10 protein-coding genes are annotated in these 12,104 nt (G+C 64.3%); 4 read left to right on the top strand and 6 right to left on the bottom strand.

What is annotated here, in order from left to right; all coding sequences use genetic code 11:
- A partial coding sequence (locus tag ACTJKF_RS12075) for an aminotransferase class I/II-fold pyridoxal phosphate-dependent enzyme (protein ID WP_440623766.1) occupies positions 1 to 420 on the top strand: 420 nt, incomplete at its 5' end.
- Between the two features lie 85 nt (positions 421 to 505).
- On the opposite strand, the gene ACTJKF_RS12070 is transcribed toward ACTJKF_RS12075, so the two are convergent.
- Positions 506 to 1,630, bottom strand: a complete 1,125-nt coding sequence (locus ACTJKF_RS12070; RefSeq protein ID WP_440623765.1) for an aminotransferase — start codon at positions 1,628 to 1,630, stop codon at positions 506 to 508.
- 80 nt (positions 1,631 to 1,710) lie between these two features.
- On the bottom strand, positions 1,711 to 2,493 hold the full coding sequence (locus ACTJKF_RS12065; RefSeq protein ID WP_440623764.1) for an ABC transporter substrate-binding protein: 783 nt from the start codon (positions 2,491 to 2,493) through the stop codon (positions 1,711 to 1,713).
- 288 nt (positions 2,494 to 2,781) lie between these two features.
- On the opposite strand from ACTJKF_RS12065, the gene ACTJKF_RS12060 reads away from it, so the two are divergent.
- On the top strand, positions 2,782 to 3,930 hold the full coding sequence (locus ACTJKF_RS12060) for a succinylglutamate desuccinylase/aspartoacylase family protein (RefSeq protein WP_440623763.1): 1,149 nt from the start codon (positions 2,782 to 2,784) through the stop codon (positions 3,928 to 3,930).
- A gap of 44 nt (positions 3,931 to 3,974) precedes the next feature.
- Positions 3,975 to 5,111, top strand: coding sequence for a succinylglutamate desuccinylase/aspartoacylase family protein (locus tag ACTJKF_RS12055; RefSeq protein ID WP_440623762.1), 1,137 nt, complete (start codon positions 3,975 to 3,977; stop codon positions 5,109 to 5,111).
- Between the two features lie 22 nt (positions 5,112 to 5,133).
- Here ACTJKF_RS12055 and ACTJKF_RS12050 read toward each other — a convergent pair whose 3' ends face one another.
- The 3 genes from ACTJKF_RS12050 to ACTJKF_RS12040 all read right to left on the bottom strand — a co-directional run bounded on the left by ACTJKF_RS12050 (position 5,134) and on the right by ACTJKF_RS12040 (position 8,031).
- Positions 5,134 to 5,574 (bottom strand): LysE family translocator, encoded by a 441-nt coding sequence (locus tag ACTJKF_RS12050; protein WP_440623761.1) that lies wholly within the window; start codon positions 5,572 to 5,574, stop codon positions 5,134 to 5,136.
- Positions 5,575 to 6,524: 950 nt separating this feature from the next.
- Positions 6,525 to 7,007 carry a nuclear transport factor 2 family protein gene (locus ACTJKF_RS12045; protein ID WP_440623760.1) on the bottom strand — a complete coding sequence of 161 codons (483 nt, stop codon included), beginning with the start codon at positions 7,005 to 7,007 and terminating at the stop codon, positions 6,525 to 6,527.
- A gap of 166 nt (positions 7,008 to 7,173) precedes the next feature.
- Complete coding sequence (locus ACTJKF_RS12040; RefSeq protein ID WP_440623759.1) at positions 7,174 to 8,031, bottom strand: oxidoreductase; 858 nt, start codon at positions 8,029 to 8,031, stop codon at positions 7,174 to 7,176.
- A 119-nt stretch (positions 8,032 to 8,150) separates the two neighbouring features.
- Between ACTJKF_RS12040 and ACTJKF_RS12035 the strand changes: the two genes are divergently transcribed.
- Positions 8,151 to 9,119, top strand: coding sequence for a LysR family transcriptional regulator (locus ACTJKF_RS12035; protein ID WP_440623758.1), 969 nt, complete (start codon positions 8,151 to 8,153; stop codon positions 9,117 to 9,119).
- 243 nt (positions 9,120 to 9,362) lie between these two features.
- Here the strand turns inward: ACTJKF_RS12035 and acnB are convergent, their stop codons facing one another.
- A complete protein-coding gene (acnB, locus tag ACTJKF_RS12030; protein WP_440623757.1) occupies positions 9,363 to 11,948 on the bottom strand; it encodes a bifunctional aconitate hydratase 2/2-methylisocitrate dehydratase in 2,586 nt (861 codons plus the stop codon).
- Positions 11,949 to 12,104: the final 156 nt, after the last annotated feature.

The following is a 12,104-nucleotide window of genomic DNA, read 5'->3' as shown; positions in this document are numbered from 1 at the left end:
CAGGTCGAGAAGCTGAAGTTCCTGAACACGCTCGCGACGCCGTCGCTGCCGCAGCTCGCGATCGCCGAGTTTCTCGAACGCGACGGCTACGAGCATCATCTGCGGCGCCTGCGCAAGGCGTATGCGCAGCAGGCAAACCTGATGCGCGCGATGGTGTCGCGGTTCTTCCCGGAAGGCACGCGCATCTCGAGCCCGGCGGGCGGCTACGTGCTGTGGGTCGAGTTGCCGGCCCAGGTCGATGCGATGCGCCTGTATCAGCTCGCGCTGGAGCAGGGCATCACGATCGGGCCGGGCTACATGTTCTCGATCACGGACAACTACCGCAACTTCATCCGGCTGAACTACAGCAGCCCGTGGTCGCCGGAGATCGAGCAGGCGGTGATCGCGGTCGGGAAGCTGGCGGCGTCGTGCCTGCGGTGAAACGAAGGCCGGCACGCACGGCGTGCCGGCCTGTTTGCGCAGATGTCCGGGCCGCATTGCTGGCCCGAACGTCGCAAGGCCCGGGTCAGCCGGCCTTCGCGCGCAGAAACGCCGACACGCGCGCAAGCCCCTGCTCGAGCACGGTCCGGTTATTCGCGTAGCCGATCCGGACGTAGCCTTCCATGTCGAGCGCGCTGCCCGGCGTGAACATCACGCCAGTCGCTTCGATCAGCTCCGTGCAGAACGCGCGCGACGGCATGTCGAACGCATACTTGAGCAGCGCCGTCGTGCCGGACTTCGGCTTGACCCACGAAATCGCCGGCTCGCGTTGGACCCAGGCATCGAGAATGGCCAGGTTGGTGCGCACGATATCGTGATTGCGCTGCATGATCACGTCGCGGTGTTCGAGCGCGAGCGTCGCGAGATAGTCGTCGATCATCCCGACGCTGATCGTGTTGTAGTCGCGATGGACGCTCACCGCATGGATCAACTCGACGGGGCCCGCGATCCAGCCGAGGCGCAGCCCGGCGAGCGAGTATGTCTTCGACATGCTGGCCGTGCTGATCCCGCGCTCGTACAGATCGGCGATCGATGCGCTGTAGCCGCTGCCGACCTGGTCGGTGCCGCGATAGACCTCGTCGCACAGCACGTATGCGCCGCACCGTTTCGCGATCTCGACGATCTTGCCGAGCATCGCTTCGTCCATCAGCGAGCCGGTCGGGTTGTTCGGGTTGTTGATCGCGATCAGGCGCGTCTTGTCGTCGACGAGGGACGCGAGTTCTTCGAGATCCGGCAGAAAGGCGTTTTCCTCGCGCAGCTTCAGCACCTTCACGTTCGCGCCGTAGCTTTCCGGAATCGAGTAGTGCTGCTGGTAGGTCGGCAACACCGACACGACCGTATCGCCCGGTTCGACCAGCGTTTCATAGATCAGCGCATTGCCGCCGATCGCGCCGTGCGTGACGATCACGTTCGATGCCGACTGGCGCGCGTACGTCGACGCGATCACTTCGCGCAGACGCTGCGTGCCTTCGATCGCGCCGTACGTCAGCTTCATCGGACGCAGCTCGTCGAGCAGCGTGTCCTGCTTGCCGGTCATGGTCAGCAACTGGTCGACCGTCAGCGATTCGACGCACGTTTCCGCGAGGTTGTACGTACAACGGTTTTCGTACAGGTCCATCCAGCGTTCGACGCCGAATTCCTTGATCTTCATGTTCGTTCCTTTGTCGGGTTGGGTGCGGCACGTCCGCGCCGCATGGGGATTGAAACGGGCAGGCCCGGTGGCGGCGCGCGCTACCTGACGATGATGTCGCGCTTGAAATACTGGACGGACAGGCGGCTCAGCGTGCCGTCCTTCTTCAGTGCATCGAGCGCCGCGGCGACCTTGCCGCGCAACTCGATGTCCTGTTTGCGGAATGCCATCCCGACGCCTTCGCCGAGCGTCGCGGGATCGCGGATCGGCTCGCCGAGGATCGCGAATCCGCGGCCTTCGGGCTTGTCGAGGAAGCCTTCCTGCGCCGTCTGCGATTCCTGCACGGCGGCGTCGAGGCGGCCGGACGCGAGATCCGCATAGACGAGATTCTGGTCCGCATACGACGTGATCGTGACGCCGCGCGGCGCCCAGTTGCGTTTCAGGAAATCCTCCTGCGCGGACGCCTGCAACACGCCGATATGCTTGCCTTTCAGGCGCGCCGGATCGGGTAGCAACCCGGAATCCTTGCGCGCGACGAACACCATCGGCACCGCATAGACCGGCGGCGTGAAGGCGACGATCTGCTTGCGCTTTTGCGTGATGTTCATCGCCGAGTTGACCATGTCGAACTTGCGTGCGTGCAGCGCCGGCAGCAGGCCGTCGTAGACGTTCTCGACCCACACGCAGCGAACCTTCATCTTCGCGCAGATCGCGTTGCCGATGTCGATGTCGAAACCCTGCAACTGACCGGACGCCGTCTTGCTCTCGAACGGCGGATAGGCGGCTTCGATGCCGATCCTGAGCGTTGCGGCGTTATCCGCGCACGCGAGTCCGGGCAGGCCCGTGGACAACGCGACCGCGACGACCAGATGCTTGAGATTCATGCGAACTCCGATAAGGATGAAAGGAGGACCGTCGCCCGTCGCCCGTGGCCGGCCGGGGCCGTGAAATCTGCCGCGGCGCACCGTAAAACGGGACAGGTCGTCCATGACGGACGGTGCCGCCAAGTATCTTCTTTCATAAACGGATTGTCCATAGTAGACTAAAAATCTACATGTTTGGACGGTGTGCCGAGGGCATCGACGCGCATCAAGCCCGTCGGAGGCGAGCCGCGAGGCGCGCGTTCGGCCCTCTCGTGACTGCGCACCGGAATCCGTTCGAGGAGACAGCAGGTGACCTATCAACGTATCGAACTGCCTTTGCCGTCGCCGGCACCCGGTGTCGCGCTTCATCTGAGCGCACACCGTTTCGGCAATCCCGACGCCGGGCGCAACTTGTATCTGCAGGCCGGGCTGCACGCGGACGAACATCCGGGGCTGCTCGTGCTCCAGCACCTGCTCGACGCATTGCACGCGCTCGATCGCGCGGGACGCATCGCCGGGGCCGTCACGGTCGTGCCGTATGCGAACCCGATCGGGCTGTCGCAGCGCCTGTTCGGGCCGGTCGTCGGGCGCTTCGATTTCGAGAACGGCGAGAACTTCAATCGGAATTTCCCGTTGCTGGACCGCGCGGTCGCGCAGCGTCTCGACGCGCCGGCGGCACGCGACATGACGCGGCAGGACTGGAAGCGGTTGTTCCGCGAGCTGCTCGGCGCGCGCAGCGAACTGACGCCGGCGGCCGCGATGAAGCTCGCATTGGCGAGACTGGCCGTCGATCACGACATCGTTCTCGACCTGCATTGCGACACCGACGCGATTGCGCACGTCTACGCATCGACGTTGCAGCGCACGCGGGCCGAGACGGTCGCACGGATGATCGGCGCGCCAGTGGTCATGCTGGAGCCGCACGGCACCGGCGGCGGTGCGTTCGACCAGACGCATTCGAGCGCGTGGGGCGCGCTGCAACAGGCCGGCATCTTCGACGAAGCGCAGGGCGGCTTCTCGGCGACGATCGAGCTGCGCGGCCAGACCGACGTCGACGATGCGCTGGCGCGACGCGACGCGCGCAACCTGCTGCGCTTCGCGCATGCCGAAGGCATCCTGTCGCTGCCGGAAGCCGGTGAGGGCGCAGAGGGGCCGGACGTCGTGCCTGCCGTGTTGCCGCTGCAGGGTGCCGTCCATGTGCGGTGTCCGTGTGCGGGCGTGATCGCCTATCGGCGCGCACCGGGTGAGCGCATCGCTGCGGGCGAGACGTTCGCGGAAGTCGTGCGTCTCGACGGCGACGGGATCAACGCGCGCATGCCGGTGGTCAGCCCGATCGACGGTGTGATGGTCGTGCGGCAACTGCAGAAGCTGGTGCGGCCCGGGCAGCGGGCCGCACTGATCGCCGGCGACGCGGTGCTGGCGGAGCGGGATCCCGGGAACCTGCTGCTCGATTTCTGAGATCGGCCACACATATCGTATCGATCCGACGACAGGAGTGCAGGATGGAACAGCTGGAAATCCCGCTGCCAGGAATGATGCCGGGCATGCGCGTCGCGTTGCGTGAATACACGTTCGGCCCCGCGGGCGCCGCGCGCTCGCTCTACGTTCAGGCCGCGCTGCACGCCGGGGAGGTGCCGGGGCTGCTGGTCGTCCAGCATCTGCTTGAACGGCTCGCCGCGCTCGAGCGTACCGGCATGCTGGGCGGGCGCGTGGCCGTCATGACGTGGGCCAATCCGATCGGCATGCAGCAGTGCATCGGCGGCGCGCTGACCGGGCGTTTCGATTGTGCGGGCAGCGGCAATTTCGATCGGCGCTTTCCGGACTTGCGCGCCGCGGTCGCGCGGCAGATCGCGGCGGGCGACGCGCCGCGCAGCGTGCGGAACGCGAAGGCATGGCTGACGGCGTTATCGGCGCCGCCGGCTGACGCCACTGATCCGGTCGACTATCTGAAGGCGATGCTGCTGCATCGCGCATTCGCGCATGACATCGCGCTCGACCTGCATTGCGACAAGACGGCGGTGATGCACGTGTACGGCAACTGGGCGCACGCGGCGCGCGCGACGGCGTTGGCGCGCTGCCTGGAAGCGCCGATACTGCTGCTCGAGGAACATGCGGGTGGCGGCACGTTCGACCAGGCGTTTCACGGTGCGTGGGCGCAATTGCGCACGCGCGGCGTGCCGGGTTGGCGCGGCGACGAAGCGGGGCCGGGTTTTTCGGCGGTCGTCGAACTGCGCGGGCAGCGCGACGTATCCGACGCGCTCGCCCGCGGCGATGCGGACGGGTTGATCGAATTCCTGCGAACCGAGGCGATCGTCGCCGATCGCAGTGCGACGCTTGCGCATGCCGCGCCGACCGTGGCCGCGCTGGAGGCGGTCGATCACGTGAAGGCCGATCGTACCGGTATCGTATGCTGGAAGGCGCCCGTGGGCGAGCACGTCGACGCCGATGCGGTGATCGCGGAAATCGTCGATGCAGCGGCGGACGGCGCGCAGCATCGCGTGGCGGTGCGCTCGCGCACATCGGGGATGCTGGTGGCGAGGACGCAGGTGTCCTTCGTGCTGGCCGGGCAGCGCATCGCCATGATTGCAGGCCGCGAGGCGATACCGGGGCGGGTGAGCGGGGCGCTGTTGCCGGATTGACGTTGGGTCGGCCGCTCGCCGCTCAGCGGCTGCCGCGCGCGATGGCCAGCATCACCCCGAAGCCGACGAGCAAGATTCCGAAGGTGCGATCGATCCAGTGACGTAACGACAACAGGCGGTCTCGGACGGCCTGGGCGGAGAAGCAGACGGCCACCAGACTGAACCAGCCCGCATGCGCGAGTGCGATGAACAGGCTGACGATGAACACGGTGGTTTTCGGATTCAATGCGTTGGTCAGGAAACCGGTGCGCAGTGCCGCGCGATCGGCCCGTGGCATCTCGTTCGCGACGATCTCGACAGCGGGGTGCTGGTCGCGCCGATGGGGTTCGTCGAGGGCGGCTCGCAGTATGGTCTGCTGACGCCGGAGCGGGTGAAGGACGGCAGCGCGCCGTCGCATCTGCTCGACTGGCCGCGGGCGACGGCCTGACGCGTGAGCCGGATCGTTGCGCGACGCCGGAGACATGCAAAAAATGGTTCTTCGTGGATTTCCGTGGGCGTCGCTTGCCGACCCGCTCCAGCCGCTCGACGCTCTCCAGAGCGGACATCATCGGTGTGTCGGCATGCCGCGACGAACGTACGTTGAATGGACAAACCCGTGATCTATGCGCGGATCAGAGTGTCACCTTGGAAAAGGTGATAGGGAGCCGACTCGAGGTTCATGCGCTCGGGGATTGGTAGTCCGTTTCCGCAGTAGTCGATCTCAACGTAGCTCAAATGACCCGAATCATCGGCGAACAATAGAATTTCAAGCGATCGTGACTCGTCGGGTTCGCTAAGGTCCCGAAAGTGAGCTTCAAACACCAGACCGTAACCGTGTCCGCTCGTAGATATTCTCGGCACGCCACCGGGCGCAGCCATTGATAGCGCGAAACTGTTGCACCCGCATTGACAAAGCTCGCCGATTTCAGCATTCGCGAATTGCGCTGCGAGCGCCTCGCGATTCGGAAACTGGCAGCGTTCGAGGGTGAACGCAATCCAGTAAGCTGCGCGGTTTAGGTCATTTCGCATGTTGCGCCCTAGACGGATGCGGAGCGAATCTCGGTTCGCGAGTGCGTTGATTGTCGATGATCTACGCGACGGTGTCGACCGGCCGTTCATGGCCGGTGACGGACCGATGACATGCTCGGGCCGCAAAAAAAATACTGCCAGTGCAGGCGCGGCACCATGCTCCGGACCGGCCAGCAAATTGGCTCAAGCTGGAAACAGGCCACACTGACTTCACTGCTCATTCATCATGACGTAGGTCGCCGGTGCCTCCGGTCCCATTTTCTGGCAGAAAGGCCTGCGCTTCGCGTCATAGCAGGCCCGATCACCCTTGGTCTGCTGCTTCGATTTCGGTGCTTGCGGCCTGATTCGCCCTCGCCACATTGCCGCATGGCGACGACACGATACGTGCCGCTGCCATGTTGGCGCTCAAAGACCCAAGTCGCTCAACCCCGGATGATTGTCGGGACGACGGCCGAGGGGCCAGTGAAACTTGCGCTCCGATTCCTTGATCGGCATATCGTTGATACACGCGAAGCGACGTTGCATCAGTCCGTCTGCGCCGAATTCCCAGTTCTCGTTGCCATACGAACGGAACCAGTTGCCCGAGTCGTCGCGCCACTCGTACGCGTAGCGCACCGCAATCCGGTTGCCATCGAACGCCCACAGCTCCTTGATCAGACGGTAGTCGAGTTCCTTGCGCCACTTGCGCTCAAGAAACGCCTGCGCCTCTTCCCGACTGTTCGCGAACTCCGTGCGGTTACGCCATTTCGTATCGAGTGAATAGGCGAGCGCGACCTTTACCGCATCGCGAGTGTTCCAGCCGTCTTCCGCCAGTCGTACCTTTTCTTTGGCCGTTTCCAGCGTGAACGGCGGAAGCGGCGGACGATTTTGCTGTTGTTGCGTTGACATTTCAACTCTCCTTTACAAGGTACTTCTGCTGAACGATCGTTGCGCGACTGGCTAAGTGCTCACAATGGCAGACGTCGGGCACCCCTACCAACCGACGACTTCCGGTTTACAACGGCCGATCACGCGGACAGCGGCTCAATCGATGTCGAGCCGCCGCTTCACTCACTCAGGCAGCAAAGTCGGTCGATGCCGACAGCGCTTTCCACGCTTCCGTTTCCTGTGTCACATAAGCGTTTTTCGCAGCGATGGCAGCCAGTGTGTCCGTGCCAAGCGGAAGGCGCAGCGGTGGGTTCGGTGCGTCCACCAGCGTGATCATCGCGGTCGCGAGCTTCGCCGGGTCGCCAGGCTGGTTGTGATTGATCTGCGCGGCCTTGCGGCGAACCGCGCCCGAGGTTTCGTCGTAGTCGTCGATCACGTCTGGTGCAACGACCAGCGAGGACGCGTCCAGAAAGTCGGTACGAAAATACCCCGGCTCGACAACTGTCGCGTGAATGCCTAGCGGTCTCAACTCCGCATGCAACGCTTCCGTAATGCCCTCGACGGCGAATTTCGTCGACGAGTACACGCCGAAGCCCGCTGCGGCCCGATAGCCGCCAATCGATGAAATATTGATCACGTGGCCCGAGCGGTTCGCGCGCATCGTCGGTAACACAGCACGCGTGACGTTCAGCAAGCCGAATACGTTCGTGTCGTACATGCGCCGCACGTCCTTGTCGGCGGATTCTTCCACCGCACCCAGGAGGCCGAAGCCGGCGTTGTTGACCAGCACGTCGATGCGGCCGAATTTCTCAACCGCCGCCTGCACGGCCGCCTTTGCCTGCGCCTCGTTGGTCACGTCCAGCTCAACCGGCAGTAACCCGGACGACTCGCCAAGACGCTCGGCGATGGCCGCGACGTTGCGTCCGGCGGCCACGACCGCGTTACCGTCCGCGAGCGCGGCTTCGGCAATCAATGCGCCGATACCTCTCGACGCGCCGGTGATGAACCATACGCGCTTGAAAGCACCTTGTTGAACGTCAGTCATGATGTCTCTCCTACGTGTGTGATGAAGTGATGTCATCGTAGGCGCGACGATTGACGCCAACTAGCCGTCTATTATTGGAGTCATAATCAACTTTTATTTGCGAATCCGAGGCCCCGGAAATGAACGGAATTCGTTCGATCACCATTTTCGTGCGCGCCGCGACGCTCGGAAGCCTGCGCGGCGCGGCAGTCGACCAAGGCATCTCGCCGCAGGCCGCGAGCCATGCGGTGATGCAACTGGAAAAGGAACTGGGCGTGCGGCTCTTTCATCGGACTACCCGCAAGCTGAGCCTGACGGAAGAAGGCCAACGGCTTTTCGACAGCGTGAAGCCGGCGCTCGCGATTCTGTCGTCCGCGCTCGACGACGCCCGGCGCTCGAAGGAAGAAGTGGGTGGCATGCTGCGCGTGAGCGCGCCGCGCGCGCTCGGGCTCCCGGTCCTGTGGCCGTACTTCGAGGAATTCCAGCAGCGCTATCCGAACGTGCAACTCGAAGTGCAATTCGACGATCAGTTCACGGATCTCGTGACCGACCGCTCCGACGTGGGATTTCGCGGTGGACCGCCGCCAGCGGGAGGCTCGATCGCCCGCCGGCTGGTGCCGATTCAGTTGATCGTGTGCGCATCGCCGGAATACATCGAGCGCAACGGCGCGCCGCGAACCATCGACGAACTGGCTCTGCATCGCTGCACCGGGTACCGGCGCGCAAACACGGGCAAGGTCGCGCAGTGGCAGTTCCAGATCGGCGATGAGCTCGTCTATCGCGATGTGCCCGCTGCCATCTGCGTGAACGACACGGCAATGGAAACGCAGGCGGTGCTATCTGGCCTCGGCATCGGGCAGCTGGGCAGCTTCAACGCAACGACGCATATCAGAAGCGGCCGCCTCGTTCCGTTGCTGACGCGGCACGTCACCGAGCACGGCATGATCTATATTTACTACGGACATCGAACCGAGCAGTCGCTGCGCGTGAAGACATTCATCGACTTCATGATCGAGCGCATGGCCGGCAACCGAAACTTCTTCCTCGATCCGTCGGAGCTTCGCGCTCGGCAGCCGCAGCAGGACCGCGCAGCGAAGGGGCATGGCTAGTTGTCGCTTTGACAGAGGGTGCGACGAACACGATCGTCGGCCGTTATTTTGCGGATCCGACGTTTGAATGTCTGCGAGAGCGCGTGGTCGAAAGGCCGTTTATGGCCGAACGCCGACGCTCCTCCCCCGGCACTCCTCACATTTCCGCGATGAACCAAAAAAAATGGCGCCGCAGGCATTCAGCCTGCGGCGCCATTGCGTGTCGCCGCGACCGGCATTGCCCGCCGCGGCGCGACCGCATGCTTAGCTCTGCACGGTGTCGGCGACTTCCTTGAAGTCTTCGATCTGGTCGAAGTTCATGTACTGGTAGATCTTGTCGCCGTTGGCGGTGAGCACGCCCATGTCGGCCATATACTCGTCCTTGGTCGGGATCTTGCCCAGGCGCGAGCAGATCGCTGCCAGTTCCGCCGAGCCGAGATACACGTTCGTGTTCTTGCCCAGGCGGTTCGGGAAGTTGCGAGTCGACGTCGACATCACCGTCGCGCCTTCGCGCACCTGTGCCTGGTTACCCATGCACAGCGAGCAGCCCGGCATTTCGGTACGTGCGCCGGCCGTGCCGAACACGCCGTAATGACCTTCTTCCGTCAGTTGCTTCTGGTCCATCTTGGTCGGCGGCGCGACCCACAGCTTGACCGGAATGTCGCGCTTGCCTTCCAGCAGCTTCGACGCGGCCCGGAAATGACCGATGTTGGTCATGCACGAACCGATGAACACTTCGTCGATCTTCGCACCGGCGACGTCCGACAGCGTCTTCACGTCGTCCGGGTCGTTCGGGCAGGCAACGATCGGCTCGTGGATGTCGGCCAGGTCGATCTCGATGACGGCCGCGTATTCGGCGTCGGCATCCGGCGACAGCAGTTGCGGGTCGGCCAGCCACTGCTCCATCGCCGCGATCCGGCGCTGCAGGCTGCGCGGATCCTGGTAGCCCTGCGCGATCATCCACTTCAGCAGCGTGACGTTGCTGTTCAGGTACTCGATGATCGGTTCCTTGTTCAGGTGCACCGTGCAACCGGCTGCCGAACGCTCGGCGGACGCATCCGACAGTTCGAACGCTTGCTCGACCTTCAGGTCGGGCAGGCCTTCGATCTCGAGAATGCGGCCCGAGAAGATGTTCTTCTTGCCTTGCTTGGCGACCGTCAGCATGCCTTGCTTGATCGCGTACAGCGGAATCGCGTTGACGAGGTCACGCAGCGTGACGCCCGGCTGCATCTTGCCCTTGAAGCGGACCAGCACCGATTCCGGCATGTCCAGCGGCATCGTGCCGGTGGCGGCCGCGAAGGCGACCAGGCCCGAGCCTGCCGGGAAGCTGATGCCGATCGGGAAGCGCGTGTGCGAATCGCCGCCGGTGCCGACGGTGTCGGGCAGCAGCATGCGGTTCAGCCACGAGTGGATCACGCCGTCGCCCGGGCGCAGCGCGATGCCGCCACGCGTGCTGATGAAGTTCGGCAGCGTCTGGTGCGTCTTCACGTCGACCGGCTTCGGATAAGCGGCGGTGTGGCAGAACGACTGCATCACGAGGTCGGACGAGAAGCCGAGGCACGCCAGATCCTTCAGTTCGTCGCGGGTCATCGGGCCCGTGGTGTCCTGCGAGCCGACCGAGGTCATCTTCGGTTCGCAGTACGTGCCCGGACGCACGCCCTGGCCTTCCGGCAGACCGCAGGCGCGGCCGACCATCTTCTGCGCGAGCGAGAAGCCCTTGCCGCTGTCGGCCGGCTGGTGCGGCAGGCGGAACAGCGTCGACGGTGCGAGGCCCAGCGCTTCACGCGCCTTCGCGGTCAGGCCGCGGCCGATGATCAGCGGAATGCGGCCGCCGGCGCGCACTTCGTCGAACAGCACGTCGGACTTGACCTGGAATTCGGCGATCACGTTGCCGCCCTTCAGCGCCTTGCCTTCGTACGGGCGCAGTTCGACCACGTCGCCCATTTCCATCTGCGACACGTCGAGTTCGATCGGCAGCGCGCCGGCATCTTCCATCGTGTTGTAGAAGATCGGGGCGATCTTGCCGCCGAGGCACACGCCGCCGAAGCGCTTGTTCGGGACGAACGGGATGTCTTCGCCGGTGAACCACAGCACCGAGTTGGTGGCCGACTTGCGCGAGGAGCCGGTGCCGACCACGTCGCCGACGTAGGCGACCAGGTGCCCCTTTTCCTTCAGCGATTCGATGAACTTGACCGGGCCGCGCTTGCCGTCTTCTTCCGGCGTGATACCCGGGCGCGCGTTCTTCAGCATCGCCAGCGCGTGCATCGGGATGTCCGGGCGGGTGGTGGCGTCCGGTGCCGGCGACAGGTCGTCGGTGTTGGTTTCGCCCGTCACCTTGAACACGGTGATGGTCAGGCTTTCCGGCACTTCCGGACGGCTCGTGAACCATTCGGCGTCGGCCCAGCTCTGCAGCACGGCCTTCGCGTGCGCGTTGCCCTGGTCGGCGAGTTCCTTCACGTCATGGAACTGGTCGAACATCAGCAGGGTTTTCTTCAGCGCGTCGGCCGCGACCGCTGCGACGGCTTCGTCGGACAGCAGCTCGATCAGCGGCTGGATGTTGTAACCGCCCAGCATCGTGCCGAGGAGTTCGGTCGCGCGTTCGCGCGAGATCAGCGGGCAGGCCGTCTCGCCCTTCGCGACGGCGGCCAGGAAGCCGGCCTTCACGCGAGCGGCTTCGTCGACACCGGCGGGGACGCGGTAGGTGATCAGCTCGAGCAGCGTCTGCTCTTCGCCGGCGGGCGGGTTCGCCAGCAGTTCCACCAGTTCGGCGGTTTGCTGGGCCGTCAGCGGCAGGGGGGGAATACCGAGCGCGGCGCGAGCGGCCACGTGAGCACGAAAGTTTTCAAGCATGGGGGGACCTGCTGAGATTGCGTTTCAGGGGAAGGGCTTTCCAGGCACGCCGAGGCTGCGGTTCCGGACACTGCTTCACTGCTTTGAGCGGGATTCTAATCGCAATATGGTGAGGCGTCAAATGTCTTATGTCTTATATAAGAGTTGATGGCGGTG

Origin of the sequence: Burkholderia sp. 22313, from assembly GCF_052045245.1 — a bacterium.
Classification (GTDB): domain Bacteria; phylum Pseudomonadota; class Gammaproteobacteria; order Burkholderiales; family Burkholderiaceae; genus Burkholderia.
Note: the sequence above shows the minus strand (reverse complement) of the source record. Positions and strands in the feature narration are given on the sequence as shown.